This is a genomic window from Vibrio sp. HM8-C (assembly GCF_058630515.1).
The window spans coordinates 17,220-37,834 of sequence record NZ_JBMMKS010000022.1 but is presented as its reverse complement, the minus strand read 5'-3'; the positions used below and the strand labels follow the sequence as shown (position 1 = coordinate 37,834).

General features: G+C 40.6%; 21 protein-coding genes. 16 read left to right on the top strand and 5 right to left on the bottom strand.

All coding sequences use genetic code 11. From position 1 onward, the window contains the following. The first annotated feature begins 23 nt into the window (after nt 1–23). From ACOSVQ_RS19240 to citC, 4 genes are all read left to right on the top strand, one after another. Nucleotides 24–1,016 carry a Bug family tripartite tricarboxylate transporter substrate binding protein gene (locus ACOSVQ_RS19240; RefSeq protein ID WP_491984058.1) on the top strand — a complete coding sequence of 331 codons (993 nt, stop codon included), beginning with the start codon at nt 24–26 and terminating at the stop codon, nt 1,014–1,016. An 87-nt stretch (nt 1,017–1,103) separates the two neighbouring features. Next, entirely contained in the window at nt 1,104–1,598 is a 495-nt protein-coding gene (locus ACOSVQ_RS19235; RefSeq protein WP_491984057.1) for a tripartite tricarboxylate transporter TctB family protein, read from the top strand. Nucleotides 1,599–1,609: 11 nt separating this feature from the next. Then, nucleotides 1,610–3,115, top strand: coding sequence for a tripartite tricarboxylate transporter permease (locus tag ACOSVQ_RS19230; RefSeq protein ID WP_491984056.1), 1,506 nt, complete (start codon nt 1,610–1,612; stop codon nt 3,113–3,115). 223 nt (nt 3,116–3,338) lie between these two features. Then, a complete protein-coding gene (gene citC, locus ACOSVQ_RS19225; RefSeq protein WP_491984055.1) occupies nt 3,339–4,433 on the top strand; it encodes a [citrate (pro-3S)-lyase] ligase in 1,095 nt (364 codons plus the stop codon). A 92-nt stretch (nt 4,434–4,525) separates the two neighbouring features. Here citC and citX (ACOSVQ_RS19220) read toward each other — a convergent pair whose 3' ends face one another. Then, the gene (citX, locus tag ACOSVQ_RS19220; RefSeq protein WP_491984054.1) at nt 4,526–5,026 is read right to left on the bottom strand and encodes a citrate lyase holo-[acyl-carrier protein] synthase; all 501 of its coding nucleotides are present in this window, start codon (nt 5,024–5,026) and stop codon (nt 4,526–4,528) included. A 303-nt stretch (nt 5,027–5,329) separates the two neighbouring features. Here citX (ACOSVQ_RS19220) and ACOSVQ_RS19215 point away from each other — a divergent pair, with 303 nt between their 5' ends. From ACOSVQ_RS19215 to citG, 10 genes are all read left to right on the top strand, one after another. Next, nucleotides 5,330–5,590, top strand: coding sequence for an OadG family protein (locus ACOSVQ_RS19215; protein WP_491984053.1), 261 nt, complete (start codon nt 5,330–5,332; stop codon nt 5,588–5,590). 17 nt (nt 5,591–5,607) lie between these two features. Then, entirely contained in the window at nt 5,608–7,395 is a 1,788-nt protein-coding gene (gene oadA / locus ACOSVQ_RS19210; protein WP_491984052.1) for a sodium-extruding oxaloacetate decarboxylase subunit alpha, read from the top strand. 9 nt (nt 7,396–7,404) lie between these two features. Next, complete coding sequence (locus ACOSVQ_RS19205) at nt 7,405–8,706, top strand: sodium ion-translocating decarboxylase subunit beta (RefSeq protein ID WP_491984051.1); 1,302 nt, start codon at nt 7,405–7,407, stop codon at nt 8,704–8,706. 166 nt (nt 8,707–8,872) lie between these two features. Then, nucleotides 8,873–10,492: an ATP-binding protein gene (locus ACOSVQ_RS19200; RefSeq protein WP_491984050.1), complete on the top strand. Its 1,620-nt coding sequence runs from the start codon at nt 8,873–8,875 to the stop codon at nt 10,490–10,492. Continuing rightward, nucleotides 10,489–11,181 (top strand): response regulator, encoded by a 693-nt coding sequence (locus tag ACOSVQ_RS19195; protein ID WP_491984083.1) that lies wholly within the window; start codon nt 10,489–10,491, stop codon nt 11,179–11,181. The genes ACOSVQ_RS19200 and ACOSVQ_RS19195 overlap by 4 nt, the downstream gene beginning before the upstream one ends. A 240-nt stretch (nt 11,182–11,421) precedes the next feature. Next, nucleotides 11,422–11,718 (top strand): citrate lyase acyl carrier protein, encoded by a 297-nt coding sequence (gene citD / locus ACOSVQ_RS19190; RefSeq protein ID WP_491984049.1) that lies wholly within the window; start codon nt 11,422–11,424, stop codon nt 11,716–11,718. Continuing rightward, complete coding sequence (citE, locus tag ACOSVQ_RS19185; protein WP_491984048.1) at nt 11,715–12,590, top strand: citrate (pro-3S)-lyase subunit beta; 876 nt, start codon at nt 11,715–11,717, stop codon at nt 12,588–12,590. The genes citD and citE overlap by 4 nt, the downstream gene beginning before the upstream one ends. A 72-nt stretch (nt 12,591–12,662) precedes the next feature. Continuing rightward, nucleotides 12,663–14,132, top strand: a complete 1,470-nt coding sequence (gene citF / locus ACOSVQ_RS19180) for a citrate lyase subunit alpha (protein WP_491984082.1) — start codon at nt 12,663–12,665, stop codon at nt 14,130–14,132. A 3-nt stretch (nt 14,133–14,135) separates the two neighbouring features. Beyond that, on the top strand, nt 14,136–14,654 hold the full coding sequence (gene citX, locus ACOSVQ_RS19175; RefSeq protein ID WP_491984047.1) for a citrate lyase holo-[acyl-carrier protein] synthase: 519 nt from the start codon (nt 14,136–14,138) through the stop codon (nt 14,652–14,654). Next, nucleotides 14,641–15,573 carry a triphosphoribosyl-dephospho-CoA synthase CitG gene (gene citG / locus ACOSVQ_RS19170; protein WP_491984046.1) on the top strand — a complete coding sequence of 311 codons (933 nt, stop codon included), beginning with the start codon at nt 14,641–14,643 and terminating at the stop codon, nt 15,571–15,573. Before citX (ACOSVQ_RS19175) ends, citG begins: the two co-directional genes overlap by 14 nt. An 81-nt stretch (nt 15,574–15,654) precedes the next feature. Here the strand turns inward: citG and ACOSVQ_RS19165 are convergent, their stop codons facing one another. Next, the gene (locus ACOSVQ_RS19165; protein WP_491984045.1) at nt 15,655–15,924 is read right to left on the bottom strand and encodes a hypothetical protein; all 270 of its coding nucleotides are present in this window, start codon (nt 15,922–15,924) and stop codon (nt 15,655–15,657) included. A 47-nt stretch (nt 15,925–15,971) separates the two neighbouring features. After that, entirely contained in the window at nt 15,972–16,247 is a 276-nt protein-coding gene (locus ACOSVQ_RS19160; RefSeq protein WP_491984044.1) for a hypothetical protein, read from the bottom strand. A 444-nt stretch (nt 16,248–16,691) separates the two neighbouring features. On the opposite strand from ACOSVQ_RS19160, the gene ACOSVQ_RS19155 reads away from it, so the two are divergent. Beyond that, nucleotides 16,692–18,011, top strand: a complete 1,320-nt coding sequence (locus tag ACOSVQ_RS19155; RefSeq protein WP_491984043.1) for a DNA repair protein — start codon at nt 16,692–16,694, stop codon at nt 18,009–18,011. 49 nt (nt 18,012–18,060) lie between these two features. On the opposite strand, the gene ACOSVQ_RS19150 is transcribed toward ACOSVQ_RS19155, so the two are convergent. After that, nucleotides 18,061–18,294: a TIGR02647 family protein gene (locus ACOSVQ_RS19150; RefSeq protein ID WP_491984042.1), complete on the bottom strand. Its 234-nt coding sequence runs from the start codon at nt 18,292–18,294 to the stop codon at nt 18,061–18,063. 337 nt (nt 18,295–18,631) lie between these two features. Here ACOSVQ_RS19150 and focA point away from each other — a divergent pair, with 337 nt between their 5' ends. Then, nucleotides 18,632–19,474, top strand: a complete 843-nt coding sequence (focA, locus tag ACOSVQ_RS19145; RefSeq protein ID WP_491984041.1) for a formate transporter FocA — start codon at nt 18,632–18,634, stop codon at nt 19,472–19,474. A 262-nt stretch (nt 19,475–19,736) separates the two neighbouring features. Here the strand turns inward: focA and ACOSVQ_RS19140 are convergent, their stop codons facing one another. Further along, entirely contained in the window at nt 19,737–20,525 is a 789-nt protein-coding gene (locus ACOSVQ_RS19140; protein ID WP_491984040.1) for an ABC transporter permease, read from the bottom strand. Nucleotides 20,526–20,615 lie beyond the last annotated feature (90 nt).

Below are 20,615 nucleotides of genomic sequence, written 5' to 3'. Positions count from 1 at the left end.
CAATAACAATAATAGGAATTTCCATGAACATGAATCTTAAAAGTGTAATGATTGGTACCGCCTTAGCTTCTGTGGCATTTATGCCGTTAAGTAACGCAGTTGCTAAAGATTACCCACCTAAAACTATGTCATTTGTTGCTCCAGCAGGTGCAGGCGGCGGTTGGGATTTAACCATTCGAACTGTGGCTAAAACTCTAAAAGATGCCAAATTAGTTGATACTAATATGCCAATTACTAACCGACCAGGTGGCGGTGGTGCAGTAAACCTTGCATATATGCAAACTCAAGTTGGTAAAGACAATTTAATATCAGTTTACTCCCCACCAATTCTGCTTACTCATTTAACGGGAGCAAGTAAATATAGCTATCAAGATACTACACCTCTCGCTCGATTAATTACCGACTATGCTGCTTTCGTTGTGTCTAAAGGTTCCAAATATACCTCTATCACGGAAGTAATGGAGGCACTTAAAAAAGATCCTAAGTCAGTAAAAATAGGCGGCACTTCTTCAGCTGGTAGTATGGATCATATTCAATTCCTGATGGTTGCTAAAGCTGCGGGTGTACCTAAGCTAAATGAGATTGACTATATCTCATTTCAGGATGGTGGCGCTGTTGCACAGGTATTGGGTGGTCACGTAGACCTTATTTCTACTGGTCTTGGTGACGTTGTTCAGCTAGTTAAAAGTGGTGATTTGCGTGCTTTAGCGCAAACGGCAGACAAACGTATTGGTGAAGGTGTTATTGCTGACATTCCAACAGTAAAAGAACAAGGCATTGATACAACGTTTGAAAACTGGCGTGGATTATTTGGTCCAAAAGATATGCCTGATTACGCTGTCACATATTGGGGGACTGCACTTAAGAACATGGTTGAAACACCTGAATGGGCAGAAGCGCGTAAACGGAATGGCTGGGATAATGCGTATCAAAACGGTGAAGACTTCACTAAGTTCCTAGCAAAAACCAATGACCAATATAAAGAAATTTTAGACGAAATTTTTGCTAAAAAATAATATTTGGTTCTTACAATATAAGAGGGGAATATTCCCTCTTATTCTTGATTTAAAAATAATTAAATCTAGTAATAAGGTCTTGTTCCTATGAAAAAAAATGATGTCAGTCCGAATTGGGACGCATTTACGGGATTATTCGCAATTGGTTTTGGCGTTATTTATGGATATATGTCCTATTCAATGCCTAAAGCCGCATTCGGAAATCCCATGGATCCAATTTATTTCCCTCTTGGTATATCAGTAATTTCCGTTTTAATCGGTGTTCTAATATTGGTGAAAAGTAATTTTTCAGCGTCAGTTCAAGCATATAAAAACTTGAACAATGAAGATGAAACTAAGAAAAATGACCGTCGCCGTATTTTGTATACCTGTATTCTTTCCGTTGGATATGCATTGGTATTTGAGCACTTAGGTTACGTTATTAGCACATTTTTATTTATGGTTGTCATGATGACAATTACCAGTGGAATCGCATCTTGGAAAAAGAGTGCCATTGTTTCTCTATTATTTTCCCTAGGTGTCTATTTCATTTTTAATACGCTATTAAGTATTAGCCTTCCACCATTACCATTCGGACAATAAGGTGAATTATTATGATGGATATTTTATCTAATTTAATGAATGGATTTGGCGTTGCTTTACAGCCTTACCATTTATTACTCGTAACCCTAGGCGGTGTATTGGGTACTATCGTGGGCATGTTACCAGGCTTAGGCCCTGCAACGGGTGTAGCTGTGTTATTGCCAATGACATTTGCTATGGGACCAACAGCTGCATTGATCACAATGACTGGTGTTTATATCGGTGCGATGTTTGGTGGCTCTCGTAGCTCAATTTTAATTAACACTCCAGGGGATGGCGCTGCTCTTGCTGCAACTTTTGACGGCTATCCTATGGCGATGAAAGGTCGCGCAGAATCGGCGTTAGCCATCTCAGCAATTGCATCACTAGTTGGCGGTACTATCGCAGCTGTCCTAATGACATTGTTGGCTGAACCTGTGGCAAGTTTTGCGTTGAAATTTGGTCCTGCTGAATACTTCTTGCTGATGGTTGCTGCATTATCTATGACGGCATCTATGTCGAAAGGGAATATGCTTAAAGGCTTCTTTTCGATGGTGATTGGTTTAGCTATTGCTACGATAGGTATTGATGCTCAGTCTGGTGTTGAACGTTTTACCTTTGGCAACTTAGAGTTACAAACGGGAGTTGACTTCCTAGTTGTAATCATTGGTATCTATGCTCTGGGTGAAGTGTTTAAGAGCTTCCGTTCACTTAGTGAAGGAACGAAAAAAGCTCAAACTGAATTTAAACGAATTTGGATTAGTGGCGACGACTGGTCACGTTCAAAATGGCCGATTTTACGTAGTGCTCCAGTAGGTTTTATCATCGGTGCGTTACCTGGCGCGGGTGGTACTATGGCGTCGCTAATGTGCTACAACAATGAAAAGCAAATATCTAAAAATAGCGAAGAGTTCGGTAAAGGAGCTATTGAGGGCTTGGCTGCACCAGAATCAGCGAACAATGCGGCGTCTATCGGCGCGATGATTCCAATGTTGTCATTGGGCGTTCCAGGATCGGGTACAACTGCGGTAATGATGGGTGCACTTTTGATGTTAGGTATTCAACCTGGGCCTCTACTATTTACTCAGTATCCAGAAACTGCTTGGGGATTGATTGCAAGTATGTTCGTTGCCAACATTATCTTGGCGGTGGTGAATATTCCACTGGCTGGTGCATTGGTTCGAGTATTAGCAATTCCACCTAAGATGTTATACCCAATTGTATTAGGTCTTGCGTTTATCGGTTGCTATGCAATTAGTAATTCAGTAATCGACTTCTACATCCTAGCGATTTTGGGTGTTGCAGGTGTTGTGATGAAACGAGCTCATGTGCCGACAGCACCAATGATTCTGGCGTGTATTGTTGGTGGTACGATGGAGCAATCATTCCGTCAGGCATTTAGAATTTCAAACCAAGAGTTGTCGATTTTCACTCAATCAACTGTAGCTCAAGTACTGATTGCCATTACTTTGCTGTCAATTGCTTTGCCATTGATAGGTATGCTACGTAATCGTAAACACCAAGCTCAAGTAGCTTAATTGGTGTCGTATTAATGAAGTATGAAGTCAGCTTGGATATTACCGGGCTGACTCTTTTTGTTTATGAATATGTTTTTCAATACATGAGATCTACGTGTTACGGAGAATAAATTCATAAACACCATAAACTGTTTTAACGCTGCTTTATAGATTGCTTAAGAGTCATTAATTTATAAGTGGAATTAAGATAATTCGTTATCCGTTTTGTTGTTGAGAGAACGCTGTGTTTGATACATACCAATTCCAAAAGATTAACACTCAAAATAGCAGCCAAATGGAAAAAGTGCGGCAGTTTTTGCTGGGCATGGGGTTAGGTATAGACGCAGATGTTGAATTTTTTGTTATCGCCACAAACTCTGAACGTATTGTTGGTTGTGCAGGCTTAGCTGGCAACACACTGAAATCAATAGCGGTTTCCGCCAATTTGCAAGGGCATGGACTATCTACTCGTTTACTGACAGAGGTGGTAACCCATGCTTATGATTTAGGTCGATACAATTTATTTATTTATACCAAACCTGATAACTATTTAATGTTCCACGATGCTGGGTTTCATCTGCTTACAGCGGTTAAAGACAGGGTAATATTGCTAGAAAACAGTAAGTTAAGATTGAAGCAATACTGCGAACAGCTCCATAACTCATTCCATCAAGGCAGCAAAATTGGCAGCATTGTTATGAATGCGAATCCGTTTACAAATGGGCATCGCTATCTTGTTCAACATGCTTCTGAAAACTGCGACTGGGTGCATCTGTTTGTTGTTAAAGAAGATCGTTCCTTTTTCTCCTACTCAGACCGCTTAAATATGATTAAGGCCGGTGTAAAAGAATTCAAAAATGTCACAGTACATGCAGGTTCTGATTACATCATTTCAAGAGCTACCTTCCCGAGCTATTTTTTAAAAGATGAAGGGGTGATCAATTACTGTCATACCGCGGTTGATTTGCAGCTTTTTCGTCAATACATCGCACCTGCGCTTGGCATAACTCATCGTTATGTAGGAACCGAGCCAATATGTAAGGTGACGCGTTTTTATAACCAACAGATGCATCAGTGGCTCTCAACACCGACGATCGATAGCCCAAAAGTAACACTGGTAGAGCTACCTCGCTGTGAGCAAGGTGAATCACCGATATCCGCTTCGTTGGTTAGAAAACTCCTATTTGATAATGATTGGGCAGCGATTGAAAAAATTGTACCTGAAACAACGTATGCTTACTTGAATGAGCTGTTTAGCGAAGATACGTCTGCCTATCACGCTAAAAGACGGCAGGCAGCATTGAGATTAGCAAAAGCAGAGCAGTTGAGTGTTGGATAACATGCTATAAGCAGAATAGGAACTGAACAAACTTAATTGCTCAGTTCTCAACATGTGGAGGCATGATTTTCGAAAAGACCAACTCGAGAATGCTAATACTGTCCAAGCATTAATGCGATTTTTTCTTTCAACTCTTGAACCGAATGGCGATGGTTCGTGGCGCAGTAGCTAGCAGGGCTGTTGCAAAGAATGCATTTCCTTGATTCCATCTGTGCACCACGTCTTGATACAGCATATCCCTGTGGGTCTATAACATCGATGTTAAAAAGGCTACCTAAGAAATGGTTGTTCTCAATTTTAACCATGGCTCGTTTTAAGTTTGATGTAGTCATACCTCTTACAACGTAGATCGATTCGAGATTAGCGTCATTCTTTGCGTCATCGTGTTCAATAACCGTTACATTTAAAGCTGCAATTGTTTTCTGCACTTCGTCCGATGCTAATTTATAAACATAGTTAGCATGATCATTTTCGTTTAACTCACTCACAATGTTGGTTTTAACGATTATTAATGGCAGTTCATACTTTCTCGTTAAATGTGTTTGGCGCTTTAGGTTATATAACGAAATTTGATGAACATCATATAAAGACATTGTGCTCCCCATTAGAAAGTTTCCTCTTTTGCTCAATATTTCAATCAGGGTAATTATTGAAGTCGATTGCATCTGAGTGTTGAAAAGCAAATTGGTGTAAATCTTGTGTTCTTAATGCCTTAAATGACTTTATTTATTTGGGATAAATAACATGTCTACGGGTATGGACGATGTCACAGATAATTAAATTTATTTACGCCATTTAATACGTTTAATGGTGCTAATTGAATGATGTGCTTCACGAAGTCCATTCCCCTAATTTCGTTAGACTAATTGCACTTTCAATATCCAAAGGTTCACCAAATGAACGAAGGTCCAATTATTCTTGAAGGCGTTAATCTCATGTTTCTTGGCATGGGGTTTGTGTTTTGTTTTTTAGCCCTTTTAGTTGGCGCTACACGTCTGCTGTCCACTTTATCTATTAAATTTTCTCCTCCAGAGAAAGCGTCACAGGCATCGAAAAAGACGCCTGTTGCTAGCGCACAAGATGACAACTTAATAGCCGCTATTTCCGCAGTACTACACCACCACAAACAGAAAACAAATAAGCAAGTCGAAGCTTGAGGTTAGAGGAATTCATAATGTCTAAATTAGTAAAACCACTCGGTATCACTGACGTTGCGTTGCGTGATGCTCATCAATCCCTTCTCGCAACTCGCATGCGACTCGATGATATGTTGCCTATAGCTTCTAAACTGGATGAAGTTGGTTATTGGTCTTTGGAATCATGGGGTGGAGCAACGTTTGACTCTTGTATTCGCTTTTTGGGTGAAGATCCATGGGCTCGTTTGAGAGAGCTAAAAAAGGCAATGCCAAACACCAAACAACAGATGTTGCTCCGTGGGCAAAACATTTTGGGCTATCGCCATTATGCGGACGACGTTGTCGACAAGTTTGTTGAACGAGCAGTCTTCAATGGTATGGATGTGTTCCGCATATTTGATGCATTGAATGACACCCGCAATATGAAGCGCGCAATTGAGGCTGTAAACAAACAAGGTGCTCATGCGCAAGGAACGATCTGTTATACCACAAGCCCTGTTCACACAATGCAATCGTGGGTCGATGTGGCTGAACAACTATTGGAGTGCGGCGTTAGTTCGATTGCTATCAAGGATATGTCTGGTGTTATGTCTCCATATGAAGCTTACGAACTGGTAACCAATTTGAAAAAGCTAGTTGATGTAGAGCTTCATCTACACTGCCACTCTACCGCTGGCATGGCGGATATGACGTTACTTAAAGCTATCGAAGCGGGTGTTGATCGTGTTGATACCGCTATTTCTTCGATGAGCGGAACCTATGGACATCCTTCTACCGAATCGATTGTGGCTGCTCTGAAAGGCACTGAGCGTGATACCGGTTTAGATATCGAAAAACTTGAAAACATTGCCGCTTACTTCAGAGAGGTACGTAAGAAATATCATGCTTTCGAAGGCCAACTTAAAGGTTCTGATTCGCGTATTCTCGTCGCTCAAGTGCCTGGTGGCATGTTAACGAACATGGAAGGTCAGTTGAAGCAACAAAATGCACTTGACCGTATAGATGAAGTGTTAACTGAAATACCTCGAGTGAGGAAAGACCTTGGCTACATTCCTTTGGTTACGCCGACTTCTCAAATCGTCGGCACACAGGCGGTTATCAATGTGATGATGGGTGAGCGTTATAAAACAATCACTAAAGAAACGGCTGGGGTATTGAAGGGTGAATATGGAAAAACACCTGCTCCTGTTGATAAAGATCTTCAGCAACGAGTTCTTAATGGTGCCGACGTGATTACTTGTCGTCCAGCGGATCTTATTGAACCTGAAATTGACCAATTAACAGCGTCAGTTATTAATCAGGCTCAGGAAAAAGGTATCGAACTCGCTGAAAACAGCATTGACGATGTGTTAACGGTTGCCCTGTTTGACCAAGTTGCTTGGAAGTTTTTGGCTAATCGCAATAATCCATCGGCTTTCGAACCTGTACCTACGGTTGCAGAGGTGGCTAAACCTACAAAAGCAACGACATCTTCTGATAAAGCGGTGTACACCGTAAATGTCAATAATCAGGCCTATGTGGTTCAAATTAATGAGGGTGCTGATCCTGAAGTATTGGCTGCCTCAACAACCACTCCTCAAGTACCCGCTCGACCTGTTGCTTCATCAGCAAATGCAGAGCCTGTATCAGCGCCATTAGCTGGTAACATCTGGAAAATACAGAAAAAAATCGGCGATATGGTGAAAGAAGGTGAAACCTTGCTAATTCTCGAAGCCATGAAAATGGAAACCGAAATTAAAGCCTTCCGCGATGGACGCGTTGAATCCATGGCTGTATCTGAAGGTGATGCGGTTCAGGTTGGTGATGAACTATTTGCATTGGCATAAGGATTAGAAATGGACAGTGTAATCAGCTTAATCAGCGATTTTGGCTTTCTGCATATGCAGTGGGGCCAACTTCTGATGATTATCATTGGTATGGTCTTGCTCTATCTGGCGATCGTCAAAGGGTTTGAACCTTTGTTACTAGTGCCAATTGGGTTAGGAGGAATACTTTCAAACTTACCAGATGCCAATCTGGCAATTAACGCTGTGGATGCGGCAATACATGCGGGGAAAGCTGAAGTCATGTTGGCATTTTCACACGTGTTAAATGTGGTTGAAACTACGCCTGATGCCATCAAGCATGCGATAGAGATGGCGACACCTGAGCAAAAAATGCATTTGAGTTTGCTTGCAGAGCAATACCAATATTCAGATGGCATGCTGTATACGTTTTATAGCGTTGCAATTGCTTCAGGTGTTGGGCCGCTGGTTATCTTCATGGGTGTCGGTGCAATGACAGATTTTGGACCTTTGCTCGCAAACCCGAAAACCTTGCTTCTCGGAGCTGCTGCTCAGTTTGGTATTTTTGCCACTGTGCTAGGTGCTCTTGGGCTCAGCCAACTTGGTATCATGGACTTTACTGTTTCCCAAGCAGCGGCAATTGGCATCATTGGTGGTGCTGACGGGCCTACAGCCATTTACGTTTCAAGTATGCTGGCTCCTGAATTGTTAGGTGCGATTGCTGTAGCGGCATACTCATATATGGCATTGGTTCCGATGATCCAGCCTCCAATTATGCGTGCGCTTACTACTGAAGCAGAACGCAAAATTGAAATGAGACAACTGCGCAAAATTGGCAAGATAGAAAAAATATGTTTCCCACTGATGCTGCTGGTTCTTATTGCAATGCTTCTACCGTCAGCAACTCCGCTTATGGGTATGTTTTGCTTTGGTAACTTAATGCGTGAATGTGGCGTTGTAGAGCGACTTTCAGATACTGCGCAGAATGCCTTGATCAACATTGTGACCATATTCCTAGGGTTATCGGTTGGTTCAAAACTAATGGCTGATAAGTTCTTACAGCCACAGACGCTTGGCATTTTGGCGTTAGGTATCGTTGCGTTTTGTGTGGGAACTGCTGCTGGTTTGCTCATGGCAAAACTGATGAACAGAGTATGTGTTGAAAAAGTGAATCCGCTGATCGGTTCTGCAGGTGTGTCTGCTGTGCCAATGGCTGCAAGGGTTTCTAACAAGCTAGGCTTAGAAGCGAACTCTCAAAATTTTTTACTAATGCATGCAATGGGGCCAAATGTAGCGGGTGTTATCGGCTCGGCAGTAGCTGCAGGTGTAATGATCAAATATGTACTTGGCTAACAGCTTGGCAAATTAATCATATAGAGGGAGACACTGTTCTCCCTTTCTGCGTTTTAGTCGTCTTTTGATACACCTAACTAACTTAGCTAATGAAACACGCTAACATCCGTTTCTGTATCGAGTGTCGTAAGAGTTGATATAACTTAGTAATAAGGAAATAAAAAATATGAATATGGTGGAAAAGATGAAAACTGGAGCTTCTTTTCGCGTCAAAGTTTTTCTTCTTATTTTTGCTCTGATGAGTCTTCAAATGATATTCATGGGGGTGAACTTTCACCAATCCTTACTCGATACTCTTGAACATCAAGTTGGCACAAGGGCATTAGTTCAAGCTAAGGAAATAGCCAGTGATCCGAATCTAATTCAAGAAGTTAGGATCAAAAACCTTGCTGCAATAGAGCGAATTATCAACCGATTAACCAAAATATCGGACGCGAGTTTTATTGTTATTGGTGACGAAGATGGGACACGATTGTCACATCCAGTTAAAGAAAATATTGGGCTGCCAATGCAGGGTGGAGATAATGCCGGAGCCTTAGAAAGAGGGGAGTCTTATATTTCCTTTAGCAAAGGAACTTTGGGATATGGCGTTAGAGGTAAAAGTGCCATTGTCGATTTCGACGGGCAAATAATCGGTGTTGTTTCTGTCGGGTATCTGTTTAGTCGATTTGACGAGTGGCTAGTGTTCTATGCTAAACCCGTTTCTTATGAGTTAGGCGTTATTTTATTTTTGACCTTGATTGGCGCTTGGCTGTTCTCTAGCCACATCAAAAAGAAAATGAATGGAATGGAGCCATCAGAAATTGCGTTGGCACTGTACTTACAACGTTCAATCCTTCAATCGGTCTATGAAGGGATTATTGCTATCGACAAGACAGGCAAAATTTTAGCGGTGAACAAAAGTGCGATAGATCTCTTAGGTACAGATAAAAATGTGGCTGAAATAAAAAATAGAAGCATATTAGAATATTTGAACCATACCCAATTTTTCTTTCAAACACCCTATGAAGAAAATATTAAAGATGAAATAGTTTCTATTAATGGTAAGACATTGATCGCTAATAGAGTGGCGATATTTGATCGAGAAATGTTAATCGGATGGGTGATCAGTTTTAGGCATAAAAATGATATTAATTCATTAACTGCAGAATTGACCCAAATCAAACAATATACAGATAATTTAAGAGTCATGAGGCATGAGCATGCTAACAAATTATCAACGATTTCAGGTTTGATTGAAATTGGTGAATATGATTCTGCACTGTCACTCATAAACAATGAAAATATTAAGAAACAACAACTAATAGATTTCATTCGCTCAAGAATAAAATGCAAACAAGTTGCCGGTTTATTGTTAGGTAAATATGCTCGATCTCAAGAACTGGGACTTCAGTTACAGTTTGATCCTACCTGTCAGTTATATAATTTGCCAAACAATATTGATGATGATGAATTATCTGCAATTATAGGTAACTTAATCGACAATGCATTTGAAGCAACGCTGAAAAATCCAGAGAGCGATAAAGTAATTACATTACTTATTACTGATGCAGGTAAAGAATTAGTTATTGAAATTGGAGATAATGGTTGCGGTATCGATCCTGAAATAGCAGGAACCATTTTTAACCGAGGTGTAACAAGTAAAAATGACGATAAAGGTCATGGCATTGGTTTGTATCTGATTAACCGATACGTAACTAATGCTGGTGGCGTCATCTTGGTTGACAACGCAGAGCCCAAGGGCACAATTTTTTCTATTTTTATTCCTAAGAACGGTAACAGATAATGGACTCTATAGATGTTTTAATCGTTGAAGATGAAGTTGGAATTGCTGAATTACATGCTCAATTTTTAAGGCAGATGATGCGTTTTAGACCGGTTGGTATTGCCAACAACATTAGCATGGCTAAAACAATGCTAAAGGTTAATAAGCCAAACCTAATAATATTGGACAACTTTCTACCTGATGGATTAGGCATCGACCTATTACGAAGCATCGTGGCTGATAAATCAGATTCAAAACCTGACGTTATATTGATCACTGCCTCCAGCGAAATGGAAACAGTTAAAGAAGCGATGCACTGTGGATGTTTCGATTATTTATTGAAACCAGTTTCTTATGTTAGATTAAAAGACACATTAAACAGGTACGTACAATATCATAGTGCCATTAATGCCTATGATAATATTAGCCAGCGCCACGTGGATGATCTTTTCAATATTCAAGCTAGAGAAAAATCAGCAAATACATTACCAAAAGGTATTGGTGAATTGACGCTAGATAAAATCAAGCAGACGTTCATCGATAATACAGGTATTAAATATACAGCTGAACGACTAGGGGAACAGGTCGGTATAAGTAAAACAACAGCTAGACGTTATTTAGAGTATTGTTCTGCTAATGGATTTCTTGAAGCAGAAAATGAACATGGAAGGGTTGGTCGTCCAGAACGAGTTTACGTTAAACTCAATTAGAATCACTTTGAATAAAAAACGGCTAAAGATATCTTTAGCCGTTTTTTATTGCGTTATATCAAAATAATTAATTTAAATCATTTAAGTCATTAATGGTTTTTAACTTGCAACTAAACATGATTAGCATCGCCAAAAACATTACAGATAGCAAAGAAAATAGGTGTTAGATATTTGGTAGTAAAACATCACTACACAAATTTAATTTTCTGCTATCCGAAATGGGATTCATGAGGTGCATACATGATAATTAATCAGCGATCATACGCTGGAACGTTGGAGTCTAGTGACTTATTAGTCGAGATATTCCCTACAGCCACAAACAATCTAGATATAGAAATTACCAGCTCCGTTGAAAAACAATTTGGTGATCTCATTCGTACTACAGTATCCAGCACCTTGGCTGAAATGGGGGTTGTATCTGCGTTGGTCAAAGTCAATGACAAAGGGGCGCTCGACTGTGTCATTAGAGCAAGAGTTCAAGCCGCGGTAATTCGCGCGACAGCAGCCAACGATATAGTGTGGGAGAACCTAAAATGAGCAAGTTACGTAGAAGTATGTTGTTTGTGCCCGGTTCAAACGCCGCAATGTTGAGTAACTCTTTTATCTATAACCCTGATGCCATCATGTTTGATTTGGAAGACTCGGTATCTATACGTGAAAAAGATACTGCAAGAATGTTGGTGTTTAATGCTCTTCAACATCCGATGTACCAAAACATTGAGACTATAGTTCGAGTTAATGGATTGGATACCGATTTTGGCGCGTTAGATGTAAGAGCAGTTGTTAAAGCGGGTGTGAACGCTGTTCGTCTGGCAAAAACGGACTGCGCTGAGGATGTTCACAACATGGAAGCTTTGATCGCTGAAGCTGAGCGAGAATTTGGTAGAGAAGTAGGCAGTACCAAAATGCTCGCAGCTATCGAATCTGCTATGGGAATCAATAACGCAGTGGAAATTGCCACAGCATCAAAACGTCTCATTGGTATTGCTTTAGGTGCTGAAGATTATGTGCGTGATCTAAGAACGCAACGTACTGCGGAAGGTGTTGAACTTTTATTTGCTCGATGTTCAATTCTCCAAGCTGCTAGAGCCGCTGGGATTATGGCATTTGATACTGTTTATTCTGATGCAAATAATGAGCAAGGCTTTACCCACGAAGCGGAGCACATTAAATCCCTCGGCTTCGATGGTAAATCGCTAATTAACCCTCGCCAAATCGAAATCATCCATAACATTTTTGCTCCTTCTCAAAAAGAAGTGGATTACGCCAATGCAGTTATCGAAGTGGCTGCTGAAGCTGAAGCACAAGGCTCTGGTGTGGTGTCGCTAAACGGAAAAATGGTAGACGCCCCAATTATTGAGCGTGCTCGTTGGACTTTAAAACGTGCGCAATCCGGAATCAGACAGTAGGGCAAAATCATGACAACAATAACTAATGCAATAAACCGTGAAATAGAGATCGATTTAGAAAAATATCCCCAAATGAGTGCCTTCACAGGTGCTCATCAATTGACTCCGTATCTTTTGAACCGAGAGACAAAGAGGAGTCGTAAGCTTTTTGAAACACTAGAGCAAGCCATCCAAAATGTCGGGCTTGAAGATGGAATGACTATATCTTTTCATCATTCATTTAGGGGAGGAGACAAGACGATCAATATGGTGATGAGCGTAATAGCTTCAATGGGTTATAAAAATCTCACATTGGCATCAAGTTCATTGTCTGACGTGCATTCTCCTATCGTTGAACATATTAAAAATGGTGTGGTTAAACAGATTTATACTTCTGGTATGCGTGGACAACTGGCCGAAGAAATATCCCGTGGTTTACTAAAAGAGCCTGTTCATATTCATTCTCATGGTGGACGTGTCCATCTAGTTCAAAGTGGTGAACTTAGCATTGATGTTGCCTTTGTTGGTGTATCAAGCTGTGATGAATATGGTAATGCTAATGCTGTTAAAGGGCAGTCTCGTTGTGGTTCACTTGGATATGCTCAAATTGATGCCCAGTATGCTCGAAAAACGGTTGTACTGACTGAGACAATTGTTGATTTCCCAAATACTCCAGCATCAATCGCGCAAGATCAGGTGGATGCAATAGTTAAAGTTGCTGAAGTTGGTGACCCTTCAAAAATCGGTGGTGATGCAACACGTATGACAACCAATCCGCGAGAGTTACTGATCGCAAGAAAAGCAGCAGACGTTATCGAGCATTCTGGTTATTTCAAAGATGGCTTTAACCTACAGACGGGTTCAGGCGGTGCTTCATTAGCTGTTACTCGTTTCCTTGAAGATAAGATGGTAAGACGTAATATCGCCGCCAATTTTGGGTTAGGTGGTATTACCGCCTCTATGGTTGCTTTACATGAGAAAGGTCTCATCAAAACGTTACTTGATGTGCAGTCTTTTGACTCGGTCGCTGCAGATTCGCTAGCAAAAAACCCTAATCACCTTGAAATTTCGGCAAATCAATATGCTAACCCGTCCTCCAAAGGTGCGATGGTGGACCGTTTGGATGTTGTTATTCTCAGCGCATTAGAGATTGATACGGGTTTCAACGTCAATGTGATTACAGGCTCAGATGGCGTTATCAGAGGCGCTTCTGGTGGCCATAGTGACACTGCCGCAGCTGCGAATTTGACCATCGTTGTTGCTCCACTGGTTAGAGGACGAATTCCAACTGTGGTGAAAACCGTACTTAACGTTGTAACTCCTGGGACTCAAATTGATGTTTTAGTCACAGATCATGGTGTTGCCATAAATCCAAACAGAACCGAAATTAAATCACGTCTAACAGCAGCAGGTATTCAAACTCTGGATATTCATGAACTGCAGCAACGCGCTGAGTTTTTGACTGGTACGCCAAAGGCAATTGAGTACTTAGATAACATCGTTGGCTACATCCGATACCGCGATGGCTCTGTGATTGATGTTATTCGTCAGGTTAAGGAGTAAATCGTGTATCGAGGGCCAGCAATAACATTAGAGCAGGTCTTAGATAATCGAGAAGTTCGAGCTGCGCGTCAAAGAGAATGGGTTTCAGCCCATTCTCTGCCGATTGTGAGCTTTACGATTAATATGCCTGGTGATGTAAAACTGAATAAGATTTCTCAAATAGGATTTGAGGCGGGGCTGCGTGAAATCTATCAGATTTGTGTTCAAGCGGGTTGCTCTGTCGTTTCTCAATCGTTTATCAACGATTGTGGATGCGAATCAATCAGTGCGGTAAGTGATATCTCCGCGGAAAAGTTAAAGTACCTCATGGTAGATTTAGAAGACAGTCACCCACTTGGCCGCTTATTTGATATCGATGTTTTTGACGCCGATGGCTCGATCTTATCTCGGGACCAGCTAGGTTACCCTAGAAGACGATGTTTCATATGTGGTAGGGATGCAAAGATTTGTGCGAGAAATCGCGTTCATCCTTTACCTGCTCTTATCGACAAGCTGAGTGAGATTGTACATGAATACAACTAATTCTTTACGTTGGCTTCTGGATGATTGCTGCTTGTTCCAGAAAACGGATGTAGGTACGTTTGAGCTCAACATCTGTGAGCTGGTAGGTAACTTGGCTTATCACGCAATGATGTTGGAAGTTCACTTAACGCCTAAACCGGGTTTGGTCGATTGTGTTTCCAACGGTTCACATAGTGACATGACTATTGAAACATTTGTCACCAGCGCGAATTGTCTACGTCCATATATGCTGATGTTTGTTCAATCGGGATTTGAAAATGGTCACAACTCGCCAGCGGATTTGCTACCTAAATTAAGAAAAATTGGTATAGAAGCTGAAAAGGCCATGTTTGCAGCAACACGAGGAGTAAACACCCACAAGGGAATGATTTTTACGCTTGGTTTGATATGTGGTGCCGTGGGCTGGTTGTACAAAAGAGAAACCAGTTTTAATTCATCGAGAATCCAATGGGTCATAAAAGAGTGCTGCGCTAATCTAGTTATAGAAGATCTGGAACGATCGAATAAAATTCCGGTGACCGCCGGAGAGAGGATATATCGACGTTATGGATTAACAGGTATCCGAGGGGAAGCCTCCAACGGGTACCCCATAATTTTTAGTAGCGCGTTACCGACATTTGAACAATCGATAAATCGAGGTCTCTCCGAAGAACAAGCGATGTTTAAAACGTTACTCACCATAATGATGTGTAATGATGATTCGAATTTGGTGCATCGCGGGGGAATTAGAGGGCTTCAATATGTGAAGTTGTATTCGAAATCGCTTATAGAGAGCTGCCTAGTTAGTGATGAGGATTTTGAACAGCGCATGTTAGATTTCGACAAAAATCTTGTTGAACGGAATTTAAGTCCAGGGGGGAGCGCTGATTTGCTTGCTGCGACTTGGCTTATTGCACAATTAAACCATTTAAGCCGATGAGCAAAAAAACTGTTTTTTAGATATGAAAAAAGGCAATGGGAAAGGATGACCATTGCCTACCAACAAATCCCTACAATCAAATTAGTTTTGATCAAATCCTGTTGGAATAACTTGAATATCATTTTCCAGTTCAATTGGATTATGAAAATTTTCATAGTGATGTTGGCAAAGGGGTATTTGAAAAATATTTTCATTGCATTCGTTGGTATTATTACTTTTCACCATCACTTGTCTTGTATATTTATTCGTGCAATTTACTTCCGCGCAAAAGGTATTCTTTAATTTTGTTTGTGAAATAGAAAGTTTGCTGGAAATTTTTGATTCACTTTCTACTAGATTGTTAACAAGCATATCGTAGTCCTTTGGAATACTTATTTTAGTGGTGTATTTCGTAGATGTTATAAGGTAAACCCGATAGGGATGAGCTCTACGTTGTCTAGAATTTCTAGTTGGCTTCCTTCGTTATCGCTGTGCTCCTTGCAAAGAGGGATGACATAAATTGAGTCTTTGTTCTCTTTGGGATTTGCGACAAAAATGGCTTGGTCGTGGTTTTTACAGCAGTGTGGTACTGCGCATTTATCATGGTTACTTTGACTAAAGTATTTCCAATATGACAACCAGTTTTCTTTTGCTTTTTGAGTTATGAATTCTTCTGATAACCTCGAAACTAACATGATTTTATCCTCTAGGACTAATAATCTGTATTTGGTTATTAAACTGATTTATTGGAATTCAGTTTTTAATTAAATTCATAAATTTTTGTGGTTTTAAAAGAATATTTAAAATTTTATGGCGGTAATTTATTTTAAAAATCAATTCTGGCGAATATGACGGCAGTATTCGACCGTAAGGTGAAAAGTCGTTGATGTAGATGTTGATGAAAGCTCAGTGTGTTAGATGTATGTTCTGCAGAAAGTGCGCCGACGTTGGTGTGCAATCATGTATCTACGCTAATTTGCCTATGGAAGACAAGATATACCTGTAATCTATGTTTATGAAAAGTTTGTGTTTTATTATTTTTATCTATGAATTAAAGTGCAAATGCACACTATGCCTTCTTTAAGATAGTGAAGCTGGTTGGCACTATTCAGTTGTAAAAAAATAATAAGGTCTATTCAATGACAAATCTTAGGACGACGCTACTAGCTTCAGTAGTCGTTTTTGCGCTTGCTGGATGTCAAAGCACATCCGAACCTGTTTCTCTAACCCAAGAAACAAACCATGTTGAACAGTCGGTAGAATCTCAATTCTCTGAAGTAAACCAGTCTTACCAAGATTGGTTTGAGATCCTCAAAGAGAGTGACAACCTCTCGCTCTATTCACCTACTCACTTTCGCGAGTTAGCCGAAGCTTGGGCTACAGCGTCAGATGTTTACAAGCAAATGGAAGCCGAACCGGCTTTAGTTAGTAATGACTATTCACTGTTTTCAAGTAAGACTTACAAACAAGTGTTTGATGAAAACATGACGAAAGTCGATGCTTCCTACCGTGTACTGCAAGCGTTCAAAACCAAAGCTGATAGTGCATTGGCTGATTCAATTTCACAGATGGCTTATCTTGATAGCATCGCTACAGTTACCTATTTTCCATCTGACTATAAAAAAGTGGATACGGAGTATAGAACGTTGTTCATCGATGTACGTGATGACAAACTAGAATCCGCACAAGAAAAACAAGTTAAGTTCTTGGCAAAAGCTAAAGTGCTAGAAGTGAAAGTAAATCACAAGATTTATATTGAACCTCTGGAAAAGCAAACAGCAGTACTTAAGAAAGAGGGCTTGTCTCGCGTAGCACCATTAACGTTTGCTCGTGTAGAGGGTGAAATCACCTTAGCAACCAATGTGGTGTCTACGAATACCAGAGATACTGTAAGCATTCAAAAAGCCGTAAAACGTGTTGAATTTGAGTTGAAACACGTTGCTCAAGTAGCCCATCAGGTGAAATTGTTAGCGGCAATTGAAGATGACAAATTTGAACCTACTGTGCTTGAAATGGAAAACAACTTGTTTGCTATTTCTCAGAAAATAGATGGTGCAGATTATCGAGACAACATGTTGCGTGAACAGGCAGAACGTATTCTGGCTAGCGTTGATAGTTTGGTAGCTGCGGATAAAACCAATGCGCTAAAAGAGCAGTTGGGCACGTTAACTCTCAAACTAGAACAGCTAGAAGCTGAGAATAAGTTACAGGCTGAGCAAATTGCACAAGCCAGTCAAAGAGAGCAGCGACTCCAACAGCAAAAGATCCGTGATGAGCAGTACATTCATCGCATGGACGAGTTAGTTGCTTCATTAAAGCAGTTGCAAACTTTACCTACCGAAAACGTGGTTGATGATGCTGAGAGTGCGGTTTCACCTACTAAGCTGGAAGAGAGTTCCCCAGTGATTGAAGAACCAGCGGTGCAATCAGAAACTGCAGTTCAAACCGATGCAAGCTAATTTGCAGATACAGAAAGAGCGCCGATGGCGCTCTTTTCTTATGAGATGTTTAAGCCGTTAACACTCTTAAAATACGATCAGCTTTTTCTGCCATTTCAATACCTTCATCAGTGAGGTATCCACCATCGGGAAGAGTACAAAGGCCTTTATCATGTAGTCGTTTCGCTGCGGATTGCATTGCTTCACCCGCTTCGCTGTGCACTTTAATACCGGTAGCTGCACTGCTGATATCAAATTGAACAAGGAGATTTAGTTCATCTAAGTGTTGCTGGGAAAATTTCATGACACACCCTTATTACTCGTTAAGTTAACTTCACAATAGGCGCAGCAATACAAAGACGCAATCATCGAAAAACAGAAGTGTTATCTAGAACCAATATGGGCGTTTTTTATGCATAACAAAATCTTCACAACCTATATGGAGTAAGGCTTTGCTAAATTACTTAGCGTTATTAAAAGCCAGTCTTTTATTATTAAACTGTATTTGATTTGTTGCTCAATTAGATCGAATTAATCTCGAAATAAACATTTTTGGTGAACATGAAAATAGCCCTTGAATAATCGTGGATTTGGAGCGATTATCGCGCACTCTCTTTGTATCAAAATGTAAATTTTTAATTATGGAACATAGTCAATTCGATTCGTTGCTTCCACCGCAGATGGCTGAACGTGCGGCTGAAACTGGGGTAGGTAAAGCAACCAAGGCCGCATATAAATCTTTTCTCCTAGCCATTTCTGCGGGTATTCATATTGGTATTGCATTTGTGTTTTACACCGTAGTGACAACAGGAGCTCACGACTTACCCTATGGCGTGACGAAACTTTTAGGCGGTATAGCGTTTAGTTTAGGTCTTATTCTTGTAGTAATAACAGGAGGTGAACTATTTACCAGTACAGTGCTTACTCTGGTCGCTAAGGCGAGCGGAAAAATTTCTTGGCAACAGCTGATGAAAAACTGGATGGTTGTCTACTTAGGTAACCTGACAGGGTCATTTATGCTCGTGGCAATCATGTTGGCTACACGTCAGTACATGGAAGATGGCGGCCAACTGGGTCTTAATGCGATGGCCATTTCACAACACAAACTCCACCATACTTTTTTACAAGCATTTTCTTTGGGTTTGATGTGTAACATTCTGGTTTGTTTAGCTGTATGGATGACATTTAGTGCTCGTTCACTAACAGACAAAGTAATGGTTCTAGTATTGCCAGTTGCTATGTTCGTATCCTCTGGTTTTGAGCACTGCATAGCGAATATGTTCCAAGTACCTATGGCTATAGGGATTAAGACATTCGCACCAGAAGCGTTTTGGCAAATGACGGGCGCAAATATCGCTGATTATGCCGACTTAAACATGATGGAATTTATTGTTAACAACTTAATTCCAGTAACACTGGGCAACGTTGTTGGTGGTGGCGTGTTTGTTGGTATGTGGTATTGGTTGATCTATCTAAAAGATTAACTTGTCTTACCCACATAAACAGTTATTTCAATAAGAAAAGCGGCAAAAATGCCGCTTTTTTCATAATTTCCACTTAAAGCGTTTGTTGCGCAACAAAAGCGGTTATTCACCTTATCCACAATTTCTGTGGATAACCTGTTTTAAATGCCGTGAGTAAACGCAACTGAATGATTTTTTCCATAATTGCGCACAAATTACGTGCGACAAGTGCACTATTTTAGGTTGTAAAATATTGGTGACCATTTGTACTGAATTGCAATTTTTAATCACGAAATTTCACGTTTATTCGACCTTCTTTAGTAAAAGTGGCCTTTAACGTTAAATGAAGAGATAAAGTGAGTGAAATCGTCATCATTACAAAGATTGCAATCATAATCATCAACTGATATTTGATTGCGACAAGAGGGGACGCTCCTCCTAATATTTGTCCTGTCATCATCCCTGGAAGCGTCACCAAACCTATGGTTGCCATTGAAGCAAGCAGTGGCGCATTGGCTTTGCGCAGCGCGTTTCTTACAAAATCTCTCGAAGCGTATTGGGGAGATGCCCCTAGTGATATTGCAGCTTCATACTCGCTTTTTCGTTCTTCAAAAGCAGTGAATAAGTTTTGCAACGCAACAATGTTTCCACTGAGGCTATTTCCCAACAGCATGCCAGCAAGTGGTATCAAGTATTGAGCACTGTACCAAGGTGAAGGCTGAACAATACCTAAACAGAGAATAGTCACGATAGGAAATAGCCCAGCAGCTAAACCCAACGTAATGGGCAAAAGAAGGGCTTTTCTGGGAAGACGAGTTTTAGACACAATAGAACTGGCGCCAATAACTAGCATTAACATGAGCCAAATGAGATTGACCCATATGCTGTTGAGCTTGAACAGGTATTCTAAATACATCCCAACAAGCAGCAGTTGTAGCGTCATTCTACCAACTGAGATTAGAATCTCGTTGCCAATACCGAGTTGATAAACTCTGCTCACCATCAGAGGGATGATGAGAACAAAGCTAAAAACAGCCAGTTGCCACCATGCAATATCAATTGTGCTGCTCACTCTATCTCCTAGTTCAAACGACTCTAGTATCTGAAAAGTCTTAGCTAATTATTACTGAACTCGAGATTCCAACAAGCAAAAAATAGCTCG

Coding starts and splice junctions, on each gene's coding strand:
- ACOSVQ_RS19230 (WP_491984056.1), top strand. CDS start 1,610: ATGATGGATATTTTATCTAATTTAATGAATGGATTTGGCGTTGCTTTA.
- citG (WP_491984046.1), top strand. CDS start 14,641: ATGAATACAACTAATTCTTTACGTTGGCTTCTGGATGATTGCTGCTTG.
- oadA (WP_491984052.1), top strand. CDS start 5,608: ATGTCTAAATTAGTAAAACCACTCGGTATCACTGACGTTGCGTTGCGT.
- ACOSVQ_RS19200 (WP_491984050.1), top strand. CDS start 8,873: ATGAATATGGTGGAAAAGATGAAAACTGGAGCTTCTTTTCGCGTCAAA.
- ACOSVQ_RS19240 (WP_491984058.1), top strand. CDS start 24: ATGAACATGAATCTTAAAAGTGTAATGATTGGTACCGCCTTAGCTTCT.
- citD (WP_491984049.1), top strand. CDS start 11,422: ATGATAATTAATCAGCGATCATACGCTGGAACGTTGGAGTCTAGTGAC.
- ACOSVQ_RS19215 (WP_491984053.1), top strand. CDS start 5,330: ATGAACGAAGGTCCAATTATTCTTGAAGGCGTTAATCTCATGTTTCTT.
- ACOSVQ_RS19150 (WP_491984042.1), bottom strand. CDS start 18,294: ATGAAATTTTCCCAGCAACACTTAGATGAACTAAATCTCCTTGTTCAA.
- ACOSVQ_RS19235 (WP_491984057.1), top strand. CDS start 1,104: ATGAAAAAAAATGATGTCAGTCCGAATTGGGACGCATTTACGGGATTA.
- ACOSVQ_RS19205 (WP_491984051.1), top strand. CDS start 7,405: ATGGACAGTGTAATCAGCTTAATCAGCGATTTTGGCTTTCTGCATATG.
- citX (WP_491984054.1), bottom strand. CDS start 5,026: ATGTCTTTATATGATGTTCATCAAATTTCGTTATATAACCTAAAGCGC.
- citF (WP_491984082.1), top strand. CDS start 12,663: ATGAGTGCCTTCACAGGTGCTCATCAATTGACTCCGTATCTTTTGAAC.
- focA (WP_491984041.1), top strand. CDS start 18,632: ATGGAACATAGTCAATTCGATTCGTTGCTTCCACCGCAGATGGCTGAA.
- citE (WP_491984048.1), top strand. CDS start 11,715: ATGAGCAAGTTACGTAGAAGTATGTTGTTTGTGCCCGGTTCAAACGCC.
- ACOSVQ_RS19160 (WP_491984044.1), bottom strand. CDS start 16,247: ATGTTAGTTTCGAGGTTATCAGAAGAATTCATAACTCAAAAAGCAAAA.
- ACOSVQ_RS19165 (WP_491984045.1), bottom strand. CDS start 15,924: ATGCTTGTTAACAATCTAGTAGAAAGTGAATCAAAAATTTCCAGCAAA.
- ACOSVQ_RS19155 (WP_491984043.1), top strand. CDS start 16,692: ATGACAAATCTTAGGACGACGCTACTAGCTTCAGTAGTCGTTTTTGCG.